This window comes from Kineosporiaceae bacterium (assembly GCA_016713225.1).
In the GTDB taxonomy this organism is placed as follows: domain Bacteria; phylum Actinomycetota; class Actinomycetes; order Actinomycetales; family Kineosporiaceae; genus JADJPO01.
Genome location: JADJPO010000003.1, coordinates 806,861 through 828,807, shown reverse-complemented (window position 1 = coordinate 828,807; position 21,947 = coordinate 806,861). Strand labels below are relative to the sequence as shown.

Here is a 21,947-nt window from a genome sequence, read left to right as displayed (position 1 = left end):
CATTGTGGACCGTCCGCTGGCTCCACCGGTGCAGCGCCACGTCGCCCGCTCCGGCTCGGTTAGAGTTGGCCCGCCCTCCGGCACCGGTGCCGAGGCTGAATCCTCGTCCGGGAGGTGTGGTGGGCTACCTGATCGCCCGATGGCTGCTCGGCTCGTTCTTCCGTCTGGTCTGGCGGCCCAGGATCGTGGGTGTGGAGCACATCCCCGCCACAGGTCCGGTGATCATCGCCAGCAATCACCTGAGCTTCATCGACAGCGTGGTGATCCCGCTCGTGGTGCCGCGCCGGGTGAGGTTCCTGGCCAAGGCCGAGTACTTCGAGGGCACCGGCCTGCGGGGCTGGGTGAATCGTGCCTTCTTCACCGCGGTGGATGCGGTGCCGGTCAACCGTGACAGCCAGCGCAATGCCATGGCCTCGTTGCGACTGGCCATGGACGTGTTGGCCCAGGGCGCGGCGTTCGGCATCTACCCCGAGGGCACTCGATCGCGGGACGGCCGGCTCTACCAGGGGCGCACCGGCGTGGGCTGGCTCGCGCTGGAATCGGGCGCACCCGTCGTCCCGGTGGCTCTGGTCGGTACGGACGGCGTGCAACCGGTCGGTGCGCGCTTCCCGCGGCCCCACCCCGTCAAGATCAGCTTCGCCGCACCCATCGACCCCACCCCCTGGGTCGAGGCGGTCGCGACCTCCGGCGGTGGAGCCAGGGCGCGCCGCGAGATCACCGAGGCCATCATGGCCGCCATCGCCGCCATGTCACCCCAAGAGTTGGCGCACACCTACAACGACCCCCCCGCCGACCCCAACGAGCCCACCACGACCACCTGACAAACCCGCTCATGCTCCGCAGCGGACCGCTCGTGCTCCGCAGGTGACGCCACAACGCGCCAGAACCGTGTCGCGGTGCGTCACCTGCGGAGCATGAGCAGGTTTGGTGGGGGTTTCAGGGTGGTCAGCGGGGTGGGTGGACGGCGCCTGTGTGGCTGGCCAGGCGGGACTCGAACAGTGCCCGGGCACCGGGCGAGGTACGCAGGACGTCGAGCGCGAAGTCCGCGTGCCCGGCGGCGTACCCATTGCCGATCAACAGCTGGACGTCGGCCGCCAGGCCTTCCGCTCCCAGCGCTGCGGTGGCGAACGACGTGGCCATCGAGAAGAACACCACGGTGCCCAGGTCGGCGGTGGCCAGGATGGCGCCGTGCTCGCAGCCGGGCACGTCGACGCAGACGATCGTGATGTCGGCCGGACCACCGGCCGCCGCCACCGCCTCGGACAGGGCCACCGGGTCGCGGGCATCGGCGAGCGCCACGACATCGGCCAGCCCCACCTCGATGAGCCGCTCCCGTTCGGCCGGCACCGGCACCACGCCGATGGTGCGCCCGGCACCGGCTCGACGCGCGGCGGCCAGGGCGAGTGATCCGCTCTTGCCCGCGCCCCCGATGACGGCGACCACCGGTGGGCGACCCTGGGCCACGTAGCGGGCGACCACGCGGTGGGTCAGGGCCGGGGCGCCGCAGACGTCCATCACGGCCAGGGCCAGTTCTGCGGGCATGTCGTCGGGCAGATGCGCCGCGATGGAGCGGCCGAACAGGATCGCATGACCGTCGCAGGGCACCTGTTCGCTGCGTCCGTCCCAGGCCGCCAGGCCGTCACTGATCGCCAGTGGGGTCAGCGTGAGCGAGACCAGCGTGGCGATGCGATCCCCCGCCGCCAGGCCGAGCCGGCTGTCGGGGCCGGCCTCCTCGACCGTGCCGACCAGCATGCCGCCGGAGCCGGTGACCGGATTGTGCATCTTGCCGCGGGTGGCGATGATCTGGGCGACCTCGGCCCGGACGGCGTCACCATCGCCGCCGTGGCGGTCCCAGAGCTGGCGGAAGCTCGCCGCGTCCAGGTTGAGCCGCTCGACCCGAACCCGCACCTCGTCGCGCTGCAGCTGCGGCGTGGTGTCGAGTCGCCAGGCGGCCTGAGGGAGCACTCCGGCGGGCTCGAGCACCCGGTGCAGCCCCACCGGTGAGGATGCGACCTGGGTCCCAGTCATCATCATGTTCTCCTTCGCTGAAGCATCGGTGCCTCAGATTCTACGGTCGGCGTATCGAAAAGAAGAAGATTCTCCCGTACAGTAGGGTCGCATGACTCAGATCACGACGGGCCGGCCCGCTCCCGGCGCTCCGCGTTCTGCGCCCGCTGAGGCCCCCGCAGCCACTGTGGCCCCCGCGGCCCTGACCGCCGGCGGCGGCTCGCCGTACCAGCCGTACGTCTACCGGCGCGCCGAGCTGATCGAGCCCGACTGGCGCCGATTGCCGGGCTGGCGCGAGGTCACCGACGAGCAGTGGCGCAGCGCCCAGTGGCAGCGCGTCAACTGCGTCAAGAACGTGCGCCAGCTGCGCGCCGTCCTGGGTGATCTCGCCGACGACGCGTTCTACGCCGACCTCGAGCGCGACCAGGCCGAGCGGGCCACCATGTCGATGCTGGTACCGCCGCAGATGATCAACACGATGGTGCCGGCCACCACCTCGCCGATGCCGGCCGCCGGCGCCGCGTTCACGGCGGCCCTGTACGCCGACCCGGTGCGCCGCTACATGCTGCCGGTGTTCTCCGACCGGCACCCGACCTGGCCCTCGCATCCGTTCGCCACCCGTGACTCGTTGCACGAGCACGACATGTGGGTGGCCGAGGGCCTGACCCACCGCTACCCCACCAAGGTGCTCGCCGAGCTGCTGCCCACCTGCCCGCAGTACTGCGGCCACTGCACCCGGATGGACCTGGTCGGCAACTCCACCCCCCAGGTCGCGAAGCTGAAGTTCGACCTCAAGCCGGTGGACCGGCTCGACCACATGATCGACTACCTGCGGGCCTCCTCGGAGGTGCGCGACGTCGTGGTCTCGGGTGGCGACGTGGCGAACCTGCCGTGGAAGAACCTCGAGTCGTTCGTGATGCGCCTGCTCGAGATCGACACCATCCGCGACGTCCGGCTGGCCACCAAGGCCCTGATGGGTCTGCCGCAGCACTGGCTGCAGCCCGACGTGGTCGAGGGCATGGGCCGTATCGCCCGGGCAGCGCGCTCGCGCGGGGTCAACCTCGCGGTGCACACGCACGTCAACCACGCTGCCTCGGTCACCCCGCTGGTCGCCGAGGCCACCATGGCCATGCTCGAGGCGGGGGTGCGCGACGTCCGCAACCAGGGCGTCCTGATGCGTGGCATCAACGCCGAGGTGAACGACCTGCTCGACCTGTGCTTCGCGCTGCAGGACGGCGCCATGATCACGCCGTACTACTTCTACATGTGCGACATGATCCCGTTCAGTGAGCACTGGCGGGTGAGCCTGGGCCATGCGCAGGAGCTGCAGCACGGGATCATGGGCTACCTGCCCGGTTTCGCCACCCCGCGGATCGTGTGCGACGTGCCGTTCGTCGGCAAGCGCTGGGTACACCAGGCGCACTCCTACGACCCGGTGCGGGGCATCTCGCAGTGGACCAAGAACTACCGCACCTCGATCGAGGCGGACGACGAGGGCGCGCTGACCCGCACCTACCCCTATTACGACCCGGTGGACACCCTGCCCGAGCGCGGTCAGCAGTGGTGGCGGGCGAACGCCGATCTCGCCCGGGTCGAGGCCGATGCCCTCACGCAGGCGGCTGCCAGCCGGCTCGCGGCCCAGGCCCAGGCGAGCGCGGTGAGCCACACGCTCGCCTGACTCGATCAGACCTGGCCTGGATCGTCGCTGGCGTGGCGTCGGGTCAAACCGGAATCATCGGGGCATGACGGATCAGTGGACCTTCGGGGGCCAGCCACCGACCCTGGCGCATGCCGGCGTCGTGACCCTGGTCGAGGGCTCGACCTTCTGTATCGGTGCGAGCAACGGCGACCTGGTACCACCCGCCGTCCACGGGTTGTTCTTTCGTGACACCCGCATCCTGTCGCGGTGGCAGGTACGGGTCGACGGCCATGAGCTCGAGGGCCTGACGGTCGACCAGCCGGACCCGTTCTCGGCGGTGTACCTGTCCCGGACGCCGCCACGCCCGGGGCGGGCCGACAGCACGTTGCTGGTGGTGCGCCGCCGCTACATCGGCGACGGGATGCGCGAGGACCTGACGCTGGAGAACCTCGCCGCCGAGGCGGTCGGGTGCACGGTGACCGTGCTGGTGGAGTCGGACTTCGCGGACCTGTTCGAGGTGAAGGAGAACCGCGTCCATCCGCTGGCGGGCCGGGTGGGGATCACGGCGACCGACTCGTTCCAGGCCGAGTACCGCTGGATGGGTCACTCCCGAGGGGTGCGGGTGAGCGCCGACCCGGCTCCGGCCTATCAGCCGGGGGTGCTGACCTTTCACGTCGTCGTGCCGGGGCGCGGTCGGTGGGAGGCGTGCCTGCAGGTGCAGGCCTCGGTGGACGACGTGCCGGTTCCGGGGCGACACGTCTGCGGTCAACCGAACGGGTCGAGTTCGCCGGAGCTGGCCCTGAGCGCCTGGCGCCGGCACGCGCCGCGGTTCGAGGGGCCTGCCGGGGTGGCCACCACTCTGCGCCGCAGTCAAGAAGACCTCGGGGTGCTGCGCATCTTCGACCCGGAAAATCCCGACCGGGTGGCCGTGGCGGCGGGTGCACCGTGGTTCATGTCGTTGTTCGGGCGCGACAGCCTGCTGTCGGCGTGGATGGCGTTGCCCGTCGATCGCCAGCTCGCGGTCGGCACCCTGCAAACCCTGGGTGGGCTGCAGGGCAAGGTCGACAACCCGCTCACCGAGGAGCAGCCCGGCCGGATCATGCACGAACGTCGCGCGGGTCTGGCCACCGAACTGATGCTCGGCGGCAGCGACGTGTACTACGGCAGCGCCGATGCCACGCCGTTGTTCGTCATGTTGCTCGAGCAGGCGTGGCGCTGGGGAGCGCGCGCCGAGGAGGTCACGGCCCTTCTGCCGTTCGCCGACCGCGCCCTGGAATGGGTGATCGGGGAGGGCGACCGCGACGGTGACGGGTTCGTCGAGTACCGCCGGGCGACCGATCGCGGTTTGGCCAACCAGGGGTGGAAGGACTCCTGGGACGGCATCAACTTCGCCGGCGGCCGCATCGCCGAGCCGCCGATCGCCCTGTGCGAGGTGCAGGGGTACGCCTATGCGGCATTCCGCGCCCGCGCGGCGCTGGCGTCCGACTTCGGTGACGAGCACGGAGCCCATCGCTGGTCCGAGCGTGCCCGCGCGCTGAAGGCTGCCTTCAACGAGGCGTTCTGGTTGCCCGAGCGCGGCTACTACGCCATCGCTCTGGACGGCGCGAAGCAGCCGGTGGACGCGCTGGCGTCCAACATGGGGCACTGCCTGTGGACCGGCATCGTGGACGACGAGCATGCCGCCCAGGTGGTCGAGCACCTGGTCTCCCCCGCGATGTTCACCGGGTGGGGCATCCGGACCCTGGCCTCGACCATGGGCGCCTACAACCCGATGTCCTATCACAACGGGTCGGTCTGGCCACACGACAGCGCGATCGTGGTGGCGGGCCTGGTGCGCTACGGCTTCGTGCCGCAGGCGCACCAGGTGGCCGCCGGCCTGATGGACGCCGCGGAGGCGTTCGGGGGCCGGTTGCCCGAGTTGTTCTGCGGCTTCGATCGGTCCGACTTCAGCGGTCCGGTGCCCTACCCGACCTCGTGTTCACCGCAGGCCTGGGCGGCGGCGACCCCCTTGCTGCTCCTGCGCAGTCTGCTGCAGCTCGAACCGGATGTGCCCGCGGGGCGGATCGCTCTCGCTCCGCAGCTACCGGCCGGCCTGCTGCCGATCGCCATCGAGCGGCTGTCGGTCGCCGACGGTCAGCTGTCGCTGACCGTCGACGCAACCGGCAGGTGCACCGTGACCCGCAGTCCCGATCACCTCATCGTGCAACTGGCCGAGACAGCTCCGCCGCCGCCGGACCCGCCGTCCAGCCGTTGATCCGGCGGCGCTCCGTGCGGCGCCGGTCGATCACGATCGGTGCGATGGCCGTGGATGCGGGGCGGTCGGCGGTGGCGGACCGGATCAGCCGCTCGTAGAGGCGGACGTGGTCGTCGACCATCCGCGCCATGCTGAACCGTTCCTCGGCGGCGCGGCGGCACGCCGTCCGGTCGATCCGGTCGATCCGTCCCACTGCCTCGGCGAGGTCGGCCACCTCGTCGTGCAGGTAGCCGGTGAGGCCGGGTTCGACGATCTGACGCGCGGCACCGTGTGGCCGGGCGATGACCGGCGTGCCGCACGCCAAGGCCTCGGCCATCACCAGGCCGAACGGCTCCGGCCAGCCGATCGGGTTGATCAGGGCCTCGGCGCGCCCGACCAGGTCGATGCGCACGTTCTCGTCCGGCTCGAACATCAGCGTGATGTCGTCACCCAGCAGCGGCTCGACGACCTCGGCGAAGTACTGCCGCTCGCTCGGCTCGCGCATCTTGACCATCACCGTCAACGGCAGGCCCGCCTTGCGGGCGACCTCGATGGCCAGGTGGACGCCCTTGTCCGGGTTCATCCGGCCGACGAAGACCAGGTAGCCGCCGCCCCCGGGGCCGGGCAGGTACCGAGTGGTGTCGATGCCGTGCGGGATGACCGCGGTGACCGGGATCTCGGGTGCGCTGGCTCGTTGGGGCCCGGAGATGCAGATGAGGTGGGCGCGGCCGGGCAGGCGCGAGTAGAGCCGGCGGGCCTTGTCGTCGAACGGGCCGTGCATGGTGGTGACCACGGGCACCTCCGGCCGGCTGAGGTGGCTGGCGAGCAGCGGACCCACCACGGTGTGGTCGTGGATCACGTCGACGTCGGACAGCGCACGGTAGGCCGCCTCGACGTGGAGGCTCTCGTAGGTGCTGTCCTGGATGGGCTCGACCGGCCCGTCGAACAGCCAGGATCGACTCACCGGGCAGGTCGAGCTGCCGATGGTGAAGAGCTCGACCTCGTGACCGGCGAGCTGCAACCCGCGGGCGAGGTTGTCGATGACGGCCTCGCTGCCGCCGTAGCGCGGTGGTGGAACGGGAATCCATGGTCCGGCGATCATTCCGATACGCACGTGACTGTCTCCTCCGTGTTCATGAGGACGGCGCGCTGAGCGGCGTCCTGTGTCCTGCGCCGCGGACCCGGCGACGCATTGCACATGAAACGGAGGTTTGCCCCACTGATCCCCGAAATAACCCTAAAGAGGAGATCAAGTTGTGGTGGCCGCGCGACTGGCCAACTCACCCAGGGCGGCGAACATGACCGCGAGCGAGGCGGCCGCCAGGCAGCCCAGGGGGTAGATCACGACGGTCCACCGCTGCTCCGGCTGGAGGGCGGCCGGGGCGGTGAGCAGGGTCGGCAGGATGGCCAGCGCCATGGCCGGCAGGGCACACCCCAGCGCTCGTGGCCACCGTGATCCGGTGGGCAACTGGGAGGCCGCGATCAAGGCCGCACTGACCGTGCTCGCCGCCAGGACCGTGCGCAGTGGGGCCTGCTGCCAGCCGCGCAGTGCCTCGGCCAGGTCGGGCCGGACAGCGATCATCACCATGGTGCCGCCGAGCGTGACGGCGGCGAGGGTGCGGGTGAGTTCGGTCCAGGTCGATCGGACGCCGTCCGCCGCGAGCAGGGTGGCCGCGGCGACCCAGCCGGGGTGGGCGGCCATCGCGAGCAGTTCGGACCGGTTCGGTGTCAGGCCCAGCATGCTCAGGTCGCGTGCGGTCCAGGCGAGGTCGGTGACCAGTGGCAGGGCGACGGTGAGCCAGGGCAGCAGTGCCGCGGCGGAGGCGCGGTCGGCCGCGCGGAGTTGAGCACCGTGCCAGAGCACCGCCACCGACAGGCAGGTGGCGGCCAGTGCGTGAGCTGCCAGATCACGGGGGTCGACGGGGCCGTCGGAGAGCACACTGCGCAGCGCCCAGGTGCTGGCGCCGACTGCCGTGACCAGGATCAGCAGGATCATCGAGCGCGATCGGTGTCGTAGCCGACCGCGGTGGCGACTGCGCGCGACGTCCTCGGGCTCTGCCGGCGCCCGACGGATGGCCTCCGATCGGGGCCGCGGCGCAGACCGGGAATCACTGCGAGTCGCGGGCTGGGGAACGGGCTGGGGAATGGGCTGGGGAATGGGATGAGGGACAGGCGCGGAGCGCGTTCGGCTGAGCTCGGCCATCTGCTGGGCGTCCTGATGGGCGGCGCGCTGCGCAGCCTCGTGAGCGGCCGCCTGACGGGCAGCCTGACGGGCAGCCTCCTGGGCGGCCTCGTAGGTCGCCTGCCACGCCTCCTCGAGCGCCACGACGTCGGGCGTGGCGATCTGTCCGGCGCGCTCGGCGGCCTCGCGTTCGGCCCGGCGGGCCTCACGCCGGGTCAGCGGGACCGTGTACTCCATGTGGGTGCACGTCGTCACGCACCCCGGGCGGCTTGAGCCCGCTCAGCCCTCGGATACCTCGCCGGTGGGGATCGGACGTCCCTCGAAGGGCGTCGACAGGACGACGGTGGTCTTGGTGGCGACGCCGGCCACGGCGCGGATGCGGGCCAACAGGGTCTCGAGGGTCCCCGGTGTGGCCACCCGCACCTTGAGGATGTAGTTGTCCGCCCCGGCCACCGAGTGGCAGGCCTCGATCTCCGGCAGGCCGGCCAGGCGTTCCGGGACGTCGTCCGGGGCGGCGGGGTCGAGCGGGGTGACCGAGACGAACGCGGTGAGCGGCAGGCCGAGCGATTCGGGGTCCACCAGGATGGTGTAGCCGCGGATGACGCCGCGCTGCTCCAGCCGGCGCACCCGCTGGTGGACGGCGGACGTGGACAGCCCTGTCGCCTTGCCGAGGTCGGTGAAACTCATCCGCCCATCTCGGGACAGCAGGTGCACGATCTGCTGGTCGATCTCTTCCACGTCGCGAAGACTACGCTGCCCCGATGAATGGTCGCCTGATGCTGGTCGATTCGGCCTCGCTCTATTTCCGGGCCTTCTTCGGGGTCAAGGAATCGATCACCGCCCCGGACGGCACGCCGGTCAACGCGGTGCGTGGCTTCCTGGACATGCTCGCCACGCTGATCACGCGGCGGCGTCCGGTTCGGCTGGTGGCCTGCTGGGATGACGACTGGCGCCCGGCGTTCCGCGTGGCGGCGATCCCCTCGTACAAGGCGCACCGGTTGGCGCCGGTCCAGCCGTCGGGCGGGCCGGACGTCGAGATCACGCCTGACGCACTCGACGTCCAAGTACCGATCATCGCCGCGGCGCTCGAGGTGCTCGGCATCGCCCGGTTGGGCGGGGCGGGGCTCGAGGCCGATGACGTGATGGGCACGCTGACCACTCGCGAGGTGCGACGGGCGCACGCGGCCGGGGCGACGGCTGACGTCGACGTGGTCACCGGCGACCGCGACCTGTTCCAGCTCGTCGACGACGCCGGAGTGGTGCGGGTGCTCTACACCGGCAAGGGGGTGCGCAACCTGGACGAGGTCGACCAGGCGCGTCTGGCCGAGAAGTACGGCGTCGCGGACGGGGCCGGGTATGCCGCGATGGCCGCCCTGCGCGGTGATCCCAGCGACGGACTGCCGGGGGTGCCGGGTATCGGGGAGAAGACCGCGGCCTCACTGATCGCCCGCTACCGGGATCTGCCCACCTTGCGGGCAGCGGCGGCCTCGCCGGACAGCGACCTGTCCCCCGCGAACCGGCGCCGCTTGCTGGAGGCGTCCGGCTATCTCGACGTGGCACCCACCGTGGTCGAGGTGGTGCGCGAGGCCGACCTGCCGATGCCGGACGACGCGCTGCCGCTCACCCCGCCCGATCACGACGCGCTGGTGGCGTTCGCCGCCCGGTGGAACCTGGACTCCTCGATCGTTCGCATGGTCACCGCACTGGCGGGCGGCTGAGCCACCGATTGTGTGTGGCGAAAGTGGTGCCATACGCCGACTTCGACCACACAGAATCGCTGGGGTCAGGCGACGGAGTTGGCGACCACACCCCGACGCACACCGTCGATGGCCGCCGACGCGCTGCGGCGCAGGGCGTCATCCCCCGACTCGCGCGCCGTCGATTGGATCTGTCCCAGCAGGTCGATGATCTGTCGGCACCACCGGACGAAGTCCCCCGCTGACAGCTCCCCCGCCTGCTGGCTGCCGAGTACGTCGGCCAAGCCTCGCCCACTCGCCCAGCGGTGCACCGCCCAGGCCAGGTTGAGGTCGACCTCGCGGGTGGTGTCGAGTCGGTGCAGTTCCTCCTGGTCGGTCAGCTCCGACCAGATCCGCACGGTCTCGTGCAGCGCCGTCCGGACCGCGCCGGCGGGCAACCGGGGGTCGGCGTCCCGCCCCTCGCCGCGCGACTCGAACACCACGGCGCTGACGCAGGCGGCCAAGCCCGGCCCGTCCAGCCCCGACCAGAGCCCGGCCCGCAGGCACTCGGCCACCAGCAAGTCGGACTCGGTGTAGATCCGGCGCAGCAGTCGACCGGCCGTCGTGATCTCCAGCTCGCCCGTCGTCCCGGTCGCCAGGTACCCGCGTTCGGTGAGCAGGTCGCAGACCCGGTCGAACACCCGGGCAATGGTGTTGGTCCGCCCGTCGATCCGACGCCGTAGCGTCTCGGTGTCGCGCTGCAGCTTGTGATGACGCTCGGCCCACCGCGCATGGTCCTCGCGTTCGGCGCATCCGTGGCACGGGTGAGCGCGCAGCGCCGCCCGCAGCCGGCTGACCTTCTCCAGCGTCTGGTCGGCCGCGTCGTCGTCCGACGAGCGGCCGTTGCCGCGGCCGGCTCCGCGGGATCCCGGCAGATCGTGCGTGGTCAGCACGGTCCGCAGACTCGACGCCAGGTCGCGCCGGGCATGCGGGCTCCGCGCATCGAAGGTCTTGGGCAACGACATCCTGGTCACCGGCTCGACGCCGTGGGGCACATCGGCCAGGCCGACCCGCCGCAGCCGGTGCCCGTCGGTGACCACGGTCGGTCGCGGACCGTCGGCATCGGAACTGCCGTTGGTCTCGACCACCACCGCCCAGGCGGCGCGGCGTCCGGCCCCGATGCGGATCACGTCCCCGCGTCGCAACTGTTCCAGCGAGGCGATGGCATCCAACCGGCGTCCGGCGGCGGCGGCCCGGGACGACTCGGCCTCCAGTCGCCCGATCCGGCGGCGCAGCGCCATGTACTCCGCGAAGTCACCCAGGTGACAGGTCATCGCCTCGGTGTACCCGGCGAGTGCCTCCTCCTGACGCCGCAACTGACGGGCCAGCCCGACCACACCCTGGTCGGCCTGGTACTGGGCGAACGAGGTCTCGAGGATCTGTCGCGCCCGCTCGCGACCCACCTGGGCGACCAGGTTGACCGCCATGTTGTACGTCGGCCGGAAGCTGGATCGCAGCGGGTAGGTGCGGGTCGAGGCCAACCCAGCCAGGGCATGCGGGTCGAGCCCTTCGTGCCACAGCACCACCGCGTGGCCCTCGATGTCGATCCCGCGTCGTCCGGCGCGTCCGGTGAGTTGGGTGTACTCGGCGGGCGTGATGTCGGCGTGGGTCTCACCGTTCCACTTGATCAGCTTCTCGAGCACCACGGTGCGGGCCGGCATGTTGATGCCCAGCGCCAGGGTCTCGGTGGCGAAGACCACCTTGACCAGCCCCGCGGCGAACAACTGCTCGACCACCTCCTTGAAGGTGGGCAGCAGCCCGGCATGGTGTGCGGCGATCCCGCGTTGGAGCGCCTCGAGCCAGGTGCGATACCCCAGGACGGCGCGGTCGGCCTCCGGGATCTCGGTCGTGCCCTCGGCGACGATGCGCGAGATCTCGTCCCGCTCGGCGGCCGTGGTCAGCCGCAGCCCACCGGCCAGGCACTGTTCCACTGCCGCCTCGCACCCGGCCCGGCTGAACACGAAGGTGATCGCCGGTAGCAGGCCCGCCCGATCGAGCATCGCGATCACCTCGGGGCGTGCCGGCGGACGACGCCGCGGCCCCCGCGATCCCGGCCCCCGCCCGCGCGCGCGGCCACCGGGACGGGTCTGGCGACGATAGGTCTCGCGCAGCTCGGGGTTCACCCGTGGCTCGCCGCCCCCGGCGTGGGCTCCGGGCTGACCGTCATGGGCCTCGGCGAACAGGTCGACGATGCCGCCCGCGGTCAGGACGTGCTGCCACAACGGCACGGGCCGGTGCTCCCAGACCACGACGTCGGTGTCCCCGCGGACCTCGGCGAGCCAGGCACCGAACTCCTCGGCGTTGCTGACCGTCGCCGACAGCGAGGCGATCTGTACCTGCTGCGGCAGGTGGATGATCACCTCTTCCCACACCGGGCCGCGGAACCGGTCGGCCAGGTAGTGCACCTCGTCCATCACGACATAGCCGAGGCCGGCCAGGGTCGGTGAGTCGGCGTACAGCATGTTGCGCAGCACCTCGGTGGTCATCACGACCACCGGCGCCTCACTGTTGACCGCTGTGTCGCCGGTCAGCAACCCGACCCGACCGGCGCCGTGCCGGGCCACCAGATCGGCGTACTTCTGATTCGACAGTGCCTTGATCGGCGTGGTGTAGAAGGCTTTTCGGCCCTCGGCGAGGGCCAGATGGACGGCGAACTCCCCCACCACGGTCTTGCCTGACCCGGTCGGTGCCGCCACCAGGACGCCGCGCCCGCCCTCGAGCGCCCGGCACGCCCGCAGCTGGAAATCGTCCAGGACGAAGTCGTACCCGGCCGCGAAGCCTTCGAGCCGGTTGCTGGACACGCCCCCCACGTTATCGAGATCTCCCGCCCGGTGGGTCACCCGGTCGGTGCCGCCAGCAGCCGCAGCGCGCTGGGGACGACCTCGCAGCTCATCGGCAGCGGAGCGAGCCGCTCGCCGTCCGCGTACCCCACGATGCCCGGTGCCTCGATCCTCACCGTGCGGGCACGGGTCAGCGTCACCGCCGGGTGGCCCAGGTGCTCGCCGCGGAACACCTTGGGGAACAACCGGATCAGCGCTCGGCGGGGCATCGGCCCGGCGATCACCAGGTCGAGCAGGCCGTCGTCCATCGCCGCGCCGTGACAGATCCGCATGCCGCCGCCATAGGCGGGGCCGTTGCCGACGGCCACCAGGACGGCGCCGGTGGTCCGGCGCACGCCGTCCACCTCGATCGTGTACCCCCGGGCGTGGAACACCGGCAGTTCGCGCACGATCGCCAAGTCGTAGCGCAGCCTGCCCCGGGGCCACGACCAGCCGTTGGCGCGTTCGTTGACGATGCTGTCGAACCCGGCACTGAGCACTCCGCTGAACCAGCCGGAGGCCCCGGTGTCGTCCTGCCAGCGGGCGGCGTCCACCGCCCGGCGATGGTCGCCGATCAGCGCATCGCGGACGACGCGTGCGGCCGCCGTCGGATCACCCACCGGCAGACCGAGCTCGCGGGCGTTGTCGTTGCCGGTGCCCACCGCGACGATGCCCAGCGGCGTGGTGGTGCCGGCCACGAGATTGACGCCCAGGTGGACCATGCCGTCCCCGCCGACCACGACCAAGGCGTCGGCGCCGGCCTCGAGCGCTCCACGGACGCGCTCTCGCAGGGTATGGGCGTCGTCGGCGACGAGGACCTCGGCCCGGATCCGGGCGTCCGTCCGGGCATCGCCGCCCTGCAGCACGGCCACGCCGTCCACGGCGGCTGCAGCGCCGCGACCACCACCGGCCGTCGGGTTCACCGCGACGACAACCGAGATCGGCGTCATCCTCAGGTGGCGTCGTCGAAGCGTGCCGAGTCGTGCGGAGGCACCGGGTCGTCGATCGGGGTCGGGTCCTCGATCGGTGTCGGGGCGTCGAGGTCGCTGGTCTCGTCGTCCGACAGGTTCGCGAAGGCGGCGCGTTTGGCACGTCGGCGATCCACCAGTGCCGAGAATCCGACCGCGATCGCGTACAGGCCACACATGGGCAGCGCCAACGCCAGCATCGAACCGGCATCCGGGGTCGGCGAGGCGATCGCCGCGAACAGGAACACCAGGAACACCGCGATGCGCCAGCTGCGGGCCATGGCTGCCGCACTCACCAGGCCGGCCAGGTTCAACGCCACCAGGAACAGCGGCAACAAGAACGCCAGGCCGAACGCGAGCAACAGCCGGGTGACGAAGGCGAAGTACTTCTCCGCGCTCGGCAACAGCGAGGTGCCCGGCTCGGCGAACTCGGCGAAGAACGTCACCGCGTTCGGCAGCACCAACCAGCCGATCCAGATTCCGGCGGCGAACAGCGGGGCGCCGACGGCCGAGAAGGCCATGGCGTGGCGCTTCTCGCGCCGGGTCAGGCCCGGGACGATGAACGCCCACAGCTGGTAGAGCCACACCGGGCTGGCGAGCAGGATGCCCAGGTACATCGACATGGACAGATGGAGGTTGAAGGCGCCCATCAAGTCCGCGAAGTTGATGTTGGCTTTGATGCCCCGCTCGCGGGCGATGGTGAGCAAGGGCTGCTGCACCGCCTGGAACAACCGCGGATAGACGAACCAGCCGCCCAGGGCGCCGAGGGCGATGGCGATCGCCGAGTACAGCAGTCGTCGGCGCAGCTCGGCCAGATGTTCCCGAAGCGGCATCCGCCCGTCGGGGTTCTTGCTGGCACGCCGCGGCGTCATCACGGCCACGGCGCGCGGTCAGGCGTCGCGGCGCGGGTCGGCGACCGGGTTGCCGCTCGGGTTGGCGTTCGGGTAGCTACCGCCCTCGACGGCCTCGGGCGTACGGGGCGCATCGTCCTCCTTGAGGTCCTTGACCTCGGCCTTGAGGATGCGCAGGGAACGGCCGACACCGCGCGCCGCGTCGGGTAGCCGCTTGGCCCCGAACAGCACGATGACGACGATGAGCAGGATGACGAGGTGCCATCCCTCGAACAGACCACGCACCATGACAGCTGCCCCTTCGATCGGACGTTGCGGACATGCTACGTCTCGCAGCGCCTCATCGACGCCGGGCCTGCAGGACGCGTTCCTGGCGCAGGCGCCCCGGGCTGTCGAAGACGGCCGGTACGGACGACGTCCCGGTGCTGCGCGCGGCCCGGTCCGCCTCCAGCTGATCGAGCTGATCGGTGACCCCTTCGAGCTGGGCAGACGCCGCGCCGAGCTCGTCGAACAGCGCCATGGCCTTGCGCCAGACCGAGCGGGCCTGGACGAACAGCACCCAGGCACCCCCGAGGGCGATCAGGAGAAAGACGATCAGCCAGGCCCACCATGTCACCCGGGCAGCCTAACGGCCCGAAGGTCGGCCCCCACCCACCCTCCGCCGTGATCATGCAATCCGTGCACGCTCGTGAATGAATTCACGAGCGTGCACGGATTGCATGATCACGGCGGGTTGGGGGTCAGCTGGCGGTTTCCGGCTCGGTGCTCAGGGGCAGGCCGGTGGGTTGCCTGGTGGCCGCCGCAGCCGACACCAGGTCGGCGTGGTCGAGCCACAACGCGAAGTCGAGCACATCGTCGTAGCTCAGGGCCGGGCCGTGGTGTTCCTCGAGGGCCTCGGCCGGCACCGACCACGGTTCGGCCAGGACACCGCCGGAGATGAGCAGGGCGACCACATCGCGTCCGGCCGGCTTGCGGATCTCCTCCAGGCACGTGCCGCAGGTGAACGCGTAGTACGACCAGGCCTTCACCGAACAGACGACCAGTCGGACCTGAGGTGGGGTGAGCTCTACGTCACCGCAGCTCGGGCACGACGCCTTGATCGTCGTCATGGTGGGGGCCTCCCTTTGATTGGTGGTGGTGCGGTACCAGTCAAACCAGTCGGTAGCACTCTGCAGTCACATGAGTACTCTCGGTTAACACTGGTGTCATCGTGGCAGGTGCTTCCGCACCCTCGACCGTGCGACACGTCGCCTTCAGAGCGCCGGGGCAGAATCAGCGGAACGGCCGATCGGCCGGTGGCCAGAAGGGCCAGGTGAGTCTCGGGCGAGTCGCGTGTAACGCGTCTCAGTAGGCCGAGAGCGCGCCGTCCGCCAGCTCCGCGACGCGGGCGGCCACCTCGGCCGGCGCCAGCACCTTCATGGACCCGCCGAGCTGCAGGGCGAGCCGGGGCAGCCAGTCGGACGTGGCGGTCCGCAGGCGTACCTGCAACCCGCCGTCCGGCAGGTCGAGGGCCTGCTCGATCGGGTAGTACTCCGCCACCCAACGGGCCTGACGGGTGAGTTCGACCGTGACGACCAGGTCGTCCGGCGGGGCGGTGAACAGCCCCTCGTCCAGATCGGGGGCCACCGCTCCGGCGGGTGGGGTGCCGTCGACCTCCAGCAACTCGACGCTGACCACCCGGTCGAGGCGGAAGCGGCGCACGCTCTCGGCCCGGTGGCACCAGCCGTCCAGGTACCAGCGGTCCCCCACGGTGACCACCCGGATCGGGTCGACGTCCCGTTGGGTGGTCTCGTCGCGGCTGGGCACCAGGTACTCGAGGTGGAGCCGCCGGTGCCGGCGCACCGCCTCGCGCATCGTGGCCAGCGTGGTCTCGTTCGCCCCGCGGGACAGGTCCACCGTGAGCGCCGAGGCGGCGGCCGCGGCGTCCCCGGCGGCGGTCGACAGCTTGGTCAGCGCCGCCTCCAGTGCTGCCCGGTCGTGCAGTCCGGGTACCTCGGCCAGGGTGCGCAGGCCGACGAGCAGCGCCACGGCCTCATCGATGCCCAGGCGCAGCGGGCGGGCGATCGCGTCGGCATTGCGCAGGTAGATCCGGCCCGACTCCCAGTCCGCGTCGATCAGGTCGTCCGGCAGGTGGCCGGGTGTGCCGCACACGAACAGCAGCTCGAGGTCCTTGACGAGGTCTTCCTCGCTGATCTCGAAGTGGGCGGCGGCCTCACCCAGGGGCACCCCCTGACGCTGCAACAGCCAGGGCACCATGGTCAACAACCGTGACAGCCGGTTGGTCGCACCGAGATTCATCGACCCGACTCCGAGGCCGACGCAGCCGACGCAACCGACGCAGCCGACCCAACCGACGCAGCCGAATCCATGGGCACGGCCGGCTCGGCGTGAACCGCTCGGGCACCCCGCAGCAGCGCGATCACCCGGTCGCGCAGGTCCTCGGGGGTCTGCACCAGGGCGTCGGGGCCGTACCCGGCGAGTTGCTGGGCCAGCTGGGCGGCGTCCCCGATCGGCAGCTCGACCACGTCCCAGCCGGCCGCCGCCGCGAGTGCGTCGGGGACGACGGACGCGCCGTCGCGCAGGCGCAGCGCTGTCCCCCGCCCGGGCCGCAGCCGTACCCGGGCCGTGCGTAGGTCCTGCTCCGCCCGGCCGTGACGCACCATGGCGGCCGGGTCGAGGTCGTCCGGCTTGACCACACTGCCGGCCGCTCCGATGCGGCGGATGCCGCCCTCGATCCGGGACAGCTTGAACGCCCGCGGTGCCGACCGGCCGCGATCGAAGCCGACCAGGTACCACCAGCCGCCGCGGGCGGTCAGCGCCCAGGGTTCGACCTTGCGGTCGGCCGCCTTCGCCTCGCCCGGTTTGCGGTAGCGGAAGGCCACCGGAGCGGCGTCCCGGGTGGCGGCATAGAGCGGTTCGAACGCCGGTTCGGCGGCGCGGACGCGCGGCTCGACGCCGACCAGTGTCTCGGCGTCCACGGCCACACCCAACGAGCGCAGCTTGACCATCGCGCGGGCCGCCGGACCGGCCAGACTCGCCTGCTGCCACACGCGGCTGGCCAAGCCGAGCACGGCCAGCTCCTCGGCGGTCAGATCGATCGAGGGGAGTTCGTAGCTGGTGCGGTCGATGCGATAGCCGATCTCGTCCTCGAACCAGGCGTCGTGGGAGCCGGTGACCAGCGGGACGCCGAGCTCGCGCAGGTCCTCTTTGTCGCGCTCGAACATCCGGTCGAAGGCCTCGACCGATTCGCATCGTTCGTACTGCGGCACCGCGTGGCGAATCTGCTCCTTGGTCAGCCAGCGGGTGGTTGCCGCCAGGGCGATGACCAGATTGAGCAGCCGTTCGGTACGGTTCGTCGCGGGCATCACGAGTGACGCTACCCGAGGCGGGGGGTCACGGTCGCGAGGTCGGGCGGAGGGAGCGGCGTGAGTGGCTGGCGCGAGGGCAGGGTCACCTCTCTCGATGCTGAATGGGACGGCGCCCTCGAGTGCACCGTCGACGTACTGGACGACGCCACGCGTACCTGGACCGCTGTCCGTGCCCTGGCCTACCCCGCGCTGGTCGGCCGCCCGGAGGTGAGCGACCTGGTGCTGCTCAACACGGCCGCTCTCGAGGCCGGGCTCGGCACCGGAGGGTATGCGTTCGTCGTCGCGATCCCCCAGCGCGCGGCGACCGGCGTCGCGCTCGGCCCGGGGCATGTGGTCAAGGCGCGGTACACCCCGCAGCAGATCATGGTCCTGGGGGTGGACGAGGAGGCCTCACCGCACCATGAGCTGCTACGGGACGCCGACGACCTGGGTGGCATGCCGGTGGTCGTCGCCGACCTGCACTCGCATCTGCCGGCGGTGATCGCCGGCATTCGGGCGGACTGGCCCCGGGCGGCGCCACCGCCACGGGTCGCCTACGTGATGACGGACGGCGCCAGCCTGCCCGCCTGGTTCTCACGGGCGGTCGCCGGGCTGCGCAACGCCGGATGGATCAACGCCTGCATCACGGTGGGGCAGGCCTTCGGTGGCGATCTCGAGGCCGTCAGCCTGCACACCGGACTGCTGGCCGCCCGGCTGGTGGTCAACGCGGACATCACGGTGGTGACCCCGGGCCCCGGCGTGGTGGGCACCGGTACCCGTTGGGGCTTCAGTGGGGTGGCCACCGGCGAGGCGGTGAACGCGACGGCGACCCTGCGGGGACGGCCGGTGGCGACGCTGCGGATCTCCGCGGCCGACGCCCGGGCCCGCCACCGGGGCGTCTCACACCACAGCCTGACCGCGCTGGGCCGGGTCGCGCTGGCCACGGCCGATGTGGTGGTGCCGATGCTGGGTGTCCCCGGTCAGGACGGCGAGGCCTGGGCCGACGTCGCCGTGGAGGTGCGGGCGGCGGCGGCGTCGCTGGCCCCGCCCTACGGGCGACACACCCTGGTCGAGGTGGGCCTGCAGGGCTTGCGCGCGGCCCTGGACGACAGTCCGGTGCGGCTGTCGACCATGGGCCGCGGCGTGGACGCCGACGAGCCGGCCTTCCTGGCGGCCGCGGCCGCCGGCCGTCACGCGGTGGCGATGCTCGGGGCCTGAGGGATCAGCCGACGCCGACGAGATCGACCACGAAGATCAGCGTCTCGTTCGGGCCGATCGCCCGACCGGCGCCACGGCTGCCGTAGGCCAGGTGCGGCGGGATGACCAGCCGACGTCGGCCGCCGACCTTCATGCCGGCGATGCCCTGGTCCCAGCCGGGGATGACCTGGCCGACGCCGAGGCGGAAGTCCAGGGCCGAGCCTCGATTCCAGGACGCGTCGAACTCCTCCCCGCTGGAGAAGGACACCCCGACGTAGTGCGCGCTCACGCGGCTACCCGCAGTGGCCTCCGCGCCAGTGCCCTCGACCTCGTCGACGATCTGCAGCTCGGCCGGCGGTTCGCCGCCCGGGAACTCGATCTCCGGCTTACCGCGCCCGTTCAGGACGGCGTCGCTCACGTGAATCTCCTCGATGTCGGTGATCTGGGTCGTGCTGGTCTGGGTCGTGCTGGTCTGGATGGTGAGGCGGGTCAGGCGGCGTCCAGGATGTCGACCACGAACACCAGGGTGTCGGTGCCCTTGATCTTGGCCTCGGGTTTGCCCTCGGCGCCGTAGCCGTCGTCCGGCGGGATCACCAGCAGCAGCTGACTGCCGACGGTCTGGCCGACCAGGCCGCGATCCCAGCCCGCGATCACCTTGCCCACCCCGATGGGGAAACTCGCCGGCGCGGGACGCCCCCACGAGCTGTCGAACTGCTGGCCGCCGGGCCAGATCACACCGCTGTAGTGCACGGTGATCTGCTGCCCGCGGGTCACCTTGGGTCCGGCGCCGATGATCAGCGGCTGCACCACGAGCGCCGTGGGCGGGTCCGTCTCGGGCAGTTTGATGGTCGGGGCGCCCTTCTTGTTCAGGGCGACAGTGGGCAGGCCTGCACGCGGCTTGACCGCTGTGCCGGTGGCGCGCGCGAGCACGTCCTTGACCGCGATCAGGTCGACCACCAGCACGATCGTGTCGGTCGGGCCGACACCTGCGCCCGGCAGGCCCTTGAGTCCGTACGCCTCCCCGGGGGGCAGCGCGAGCAGCATCCGCGACCCGGCGGTGGCCCCGGTGAGCCGCTTGACCAGACCCGGCAGGTTGTTCTCGACGCTCAGCACGAAGCTGGTCGGTCGCAGCCCGTAGGAGGAGTCGAACTCCTTGCCGTCGGTGCCGTTGATCCCGAGGTACTCGATGGTGACCCGCTGGCCGGCTGCGGCCTTGGCCCCGGTGCCGACGGTGAGCACCTTGGCCAAGCCGGTCTGCACCGAGAACGGCGTGGTCACGCTCAGGGTGGGCCGTTCGCCCAACTTGCCCGTCACCGTCACCGTCTCGAGTGTGGTCGCCACGCTGGATCGGGCCGGGTCGGCCGTACTGCTCGGGGTACTGCACCCTGCCGAGGCAAGGGTGCACAGGATCAGCGCCGCACAGGCGGAGGCGAACCGGGAACGAGCCGACACGAGGAATCACCCTAGCCGTCGGCGGCGCCCTTCACATGCTCTGGATGAGCCGTTCGACGCGCTCGTCCACCGAACGGAACGGGTCCTTGCACAACACGGTGCGCTGCGCCTGGTCGTTGAGCTTGAGGTGTACCCAGTCGACGGTGAAGTCGCGGCGGCGTTCCTGCGCGCGGCGCACGAAGTCGCCGCGCAGCTTGGCGCGGGTGGTCTGCGGCGGTACCGCCGTGGCCTGGAACACCTCGATGTCGGAGGAGACCCGCTCGGCCAGCCCTCGCTTGACCAGCATGTAGTGCAGTCCCCGGTCGCGATGGATGTCGTGGTAGGCCAGATCCAGCCGGGCGATGCGGGGCGACGACAAGGGCAGGTCGTGCCGGGCGCGGTACCGCTCCACCAGCCGGTGCTTGATCGCCCAGTCGATCTCCCGGTCGATCAGCGAGGGGTCCTCGGTGCGGATGGCGCGCAAACCGCGTTCCCACAGGTCCAGCACGCGCTTGATGACGTCGGTGTGCAGCCCGCGCGAGTCGACGAAGTCCTTGGCGCGCTCGAGGTACTCCTCCTGGATCTCGAGAGCGCTCGCCTCGCGGCCGTTGGCCAGCCGTACCCGACGGCGGCCGGTCAGGTCGTGGCTGACCTCGCGGATGGCCCGGATCGGGTTCTCGAGCGTCAGATCGCGGACGACGACCCCCGCCTCGATCATGCGCAGCACCAGATCGGTGGCCCCGACCTTGAGCAGGGTGGTGGTCTCGGACATGTTGGAGTCCCCGACGATCACGTGCAGCCGGCGGTAGCGCTCGGCGTCCGCGTGGGGTTCGTCGCGGGTGTTGATGATCGGGCGTGAGCGGGTGGTCGCGCTGGAGACGCCCTCCCAGATGTGGTCGGCGCGCTGGCTCAGGCAGAACACCGCCCCGCGGGGCGTCTGCAGCACCTTGCCGGCACCCACCACGAGTTGGCGGGTGACCAGGAACGGGATCAGCACGTCCGACAGCCGGCCGAACTCGCCGTGCCGACTCACCAGATAGTTCTCGTGGCAGCCGTAGGAGTTGCCGGCCGAGTCGGTGTTGTTCTTGAACAGGTAGACCTCGCCGGCGATGCCTTCTTCGTGCAGCCGCCGCTCGGCGTCTACCAGCAGGCCCTCGAGGATCCGTTCACCGGCGCGGTCGTGCACCACGAGCTCACGGATGTCGTCGCACTCCGGGGTGGCGTACTCGGGGTGCGATCCGACGTCCAGATAGAGCCGGGCACCGTTGCGCAGGAAGACGTTGCTGGAACGCCCCCACGACACCACCTTGCGGAACAGGTAGCGCGCCACCTCGTCGGGCGACAGCTTGCGCTGGCCCTCGAAGGCGCACGTCACGCCGAATTCCGTCTCGATCCCGAAGATTCGGCGGTCCATGCGTCCACTCTAGGTGGCTCAGGTGCGCCCGGCGAGGGCGCCGGCCTGCCGGCGTCGTGGGGCGAGCGTCATATCCGGCCAGGGTCGACGTCACAGATCGTCCGTGGGCAGGATTGCTCGAGG

Annotated in this window: 20 protein-coding genes; 5 read left to right on the top strand and 15 right to left on the bottom strand. The window is 71.1% G+C overall.

The genetic code is table 11. The features are described from left to right. The first annotated feature begins 119 nt into the window (after window positions 1-119). Entirely contained in the window at window positions 120-821 is a 702-nt protein-coding gene (locus IPK24_14840) for a 1-acyl-sn-glycerol-3-phosphate acyltransferase (GenBank protein ID MBK8076802.1), read from the top strand. Between the two features lie 124 nt (window positions 822-945). Here the strand turns inward: IPK24_14840 and IPK24_14835 are convergent, their stop codons facing one another. After that, complete coding sequence (locus IPK24_14835; protein MBK8076801.1) at window positions 946-2,028, bottom strand: hypothetical protein; 1,083 nt, start codon at window positions 2,026-2,028, stop codon at window positions 946-948. A gap of 181 nt (window positions 2,029-2,209) precedes the next feature. Between IPK24_14835 and IPK24_14830 the strand changes: the two genes are divergently transcribed. Both IPK24_14830 and IPK24_14825 read left to right on the top strand, forming a co-directional pair. After that, window positions 2,210-3,685 carry a lysine 2,3-aminomutase gene (locus IPK24_14830; GenBank protein ID MBK8076800.1) on the top strand — a complete coding sequence of 492 codons (1,476 nt, stop codon included), beginning with the start codon at window positions 2,210-2,212 and terminating at the stop codon, window positions 3,683-3,685. Window positions 3,686-3,749: 64 nt separating this feature from the next. Further along, on the top strand, window positions 3,750-5,900 hold the full coding sequence (locus IPK24_14825; GenBank protein MBK8076799.1) for an amylo-alpha-1,6-glucosidase: 2,151 nt from the start codon (window positions 3,750-3,752) through the stop codon (window positions 5,898-5,900). Here IPK24_14825 and IPK24_14820 read toward each other — a convergent pair. The 3 genes from IPK24_14820 to IPK24_14810 form a co-directional block, all read right to left on the bottom strand. Then, window positions 5,842-6,993, bottom strand: coding sequence for a glycosyltransferase family 4 protein (locus IPK24_14820; GenBank protein MBK8076798.1), 1,152 nt, complete (start codon window positions 6,991-6,993; stop codon window positions 5,842-5,844). The two genes, IPK24_14825 and IPK24_14820, sit on opposite strands and share 59 nt — an antisense overlap. 135 nt (window positions 6,994-7,128) lie before the next feature. Next, on the bottom strand, window positions 7,129-8,298 hold the full coding sequence (locus IPK24_14815) for a hypothetical protein (GenBank protein ID MBK8076797.1): 1,170 nt from the start codon (window positions 8,296-8,298) through the stop codon (window positions 7,129-7,131). Between the two features lie 42 nt (window positions 8,299-8,340). After that, window positions 8,341-8,799, bottom strand: a complete 459-nt coding sequence (locus IPK24_14810) for an Lrp/AsnC family transcriptional regulator (protein ID MBK8076796.1) — start codon at window positions 8,797-8,799, stop codon at window positions 8,341-8,343. A 38-nt stretch (window positions 8,800-8,837) separates the two neighbouring features. Here IPK24_14810 and IPK24_14805 point away from each other — a divergent pair, with 38 nt between their 5' ends. Continuing rightward, entirely contained in the window at window positions 8,838-9,779 is a 942-nt protein-coding gene (locus IPK24_14805) for a 5'-3' exonuclease (protein MBK8076795.1), read from the top strand. Window positions 9,780-9,844: 65 nt separating this feature from the next. Here the strand turns inward: IPK24_14805 and IPK24_14800 are convergent, their stop codons facing one another. The 8 genes from IPK24_14800 to IPK24_14765 all read right to left on the bottom strand — a co-directional run bounded on the left by IPK24_14800 (window position 9,845) and on the right by IPK24_14765 (window position 17,800). After that, on the bottom strand, window positions 9,845-12,637 hold the full coding sequence (locus tag IPK24_14800; protein MBK8076794.1) for a DEAD/DEAH box helicase: 2,793 nt from the start codon (window positions 12,635-12,637) through the stop codon (window positions 9,845-9,847). Next, a complete protein-coding gene (locus tag IPK24_14795) occupies window positions 12,634-13,566 on the bottom strand; it encodes a sphingosine kinase (protein ID MBK8076793.1) in 933 nt (310 codons plus the stop codon). The genes IPK24_14800 and IPK24_14795 overlap by 4 nt, the downstream gene beginning before the upstream one ends. Before the next feature lie 2 nt (window positions 13,567-13,568). After that, window positions 13,569-14,417: a twin-arginine translocase subunit TatC gene (gene tatC, locus IPK24_14790; GenBank protein MBK8076792.1), complete on the bottom strand. Its 849-nt coding sequence runs from the start codon at window positions 14,415-14,417 to the stop codon at window positions 13,569-13,571. 57 nt (window positions 14,418-14,474) lie between these two features. Beyond that, the gene (gene tatA / locus IPK24_14785; GenBank protein MBK8076791.1) at window positions 14,475-14,723 is read right to left on the bottom strand and encodes a Sec-independent protein translocase subunit TatA; all 249 of its coding nucleotides are present in this window, start codon (window positions 14,721-14,723) and stop codon (window positions 14,475-14,477) included. A 52-nt stretch (window positions 14,724-14,775) separates the two neighbouring features. Continuing rightward, window positions 14,776-15,051, bottom strand: a complete 276-nt coding sequence (locus IPK24_14780; protein MBK8076790.1) for a hypothetical protein — start codon at window positions 15,049-15,051, stop codon at window positions 14,776-14,778. Window positions 15,052-15,175: 124 nt separating this feature from the next. Beyond that, entirely contained in the window at window positions 15,176-15,544 is a 369-nt protein-coding gene (locus IPK24_14775; GenBank protein MBK8076789.1) for a hypothetical protein, read from the bottom strand. A 235-nt stretch (window positions 15,545-15,779) separates the two neighbouring features. Further along, window positions 15,780-16,733 carry a WYL domain-containing protein gene (locus IPK24_14770; protein MBK8076788.1) on the bottom strand — a complete coding sequence of 318 codons (954 nt, stop codon included), beginning with the start codon at window positions 16,731-16,733 and terminating at the stop codon, window positions 15,780-15,782. Continuing rightward, entirely contained in the window at window positions 16,730-17,800 is a 1,071-nt protein-coding gene (locus IPK24_14765; protein ID MBK8076787.1) for a WYL domain-containing protein, read from the bottom strand. Before IPK24_14765 ends, IPK24_14770 begins: the two co-directional genes overlap by 4 nt. Window positions 17,801-17,860: 60 nt before the next feature. Between IPK24_14765 and IPK24_14760 the strand changes: the two genes are divergently transcribed. Continuing rightward, window positions 17,861-19,000, top strand: coding sequence for a DUF3866 family protein (locus IPK24_14760; protein MBK8076786.1), 1,140 nt, complete (start codon window positions 17,861-17,863; stop codon window positions 18,998-19,000). A 4-nt stretch (window positions 19,001-19,004) separates the two neighbouring features. On the opposite strand, the gene IPK24_14755 is transcribed toward IPK24_14760, so the two are convergent. The 3 genes from IPK24_14755 to pafA all read right to left on the bottom strand — a co-directional run bounded on the left by IPK24_14755 (window position 19,005) and on the right by pafA (window position 21,824). Then, window positions 19,005-19,382 (bottom strand): FKBP-type peptidyl-prolyl cis-trans isomerase, encoded by a 378-nt coding sequence (locus IPK24_14755; GenBank protein MBK8076785.1) that lies wholly within the window; start codon window positions 19,380-19,382, stop codon window positions 19,005-19,007. A gap of 86 nt (window positions 19,383-19,468) precedes the next feature. Beyond that, window positions 19,469-20,431, bottom strand: a complete 963-nt coding sequence (locus tag IPK24_14750; protein ID MBK8076784.1) for an FKBP-type peptidyl-prolyl cis-trans isomerase — start codon at window positions 20,429-20,431, stop codon at window positions 19,469-19,471. 31 nt (window positions 20,432-20,462) lie between these two features. Further along, entirely contained in the window at window positions 20,463-21,824 is a 1,362-nt protein-coding gene (gene pafA / locus IPK24_14745) for a Pup--protein ligase (protein ID MBK8076783.1), read from the bottom strand. Between the last annotated feature and the right edge of the window lie 123 nt (window positions 21,825-21,947).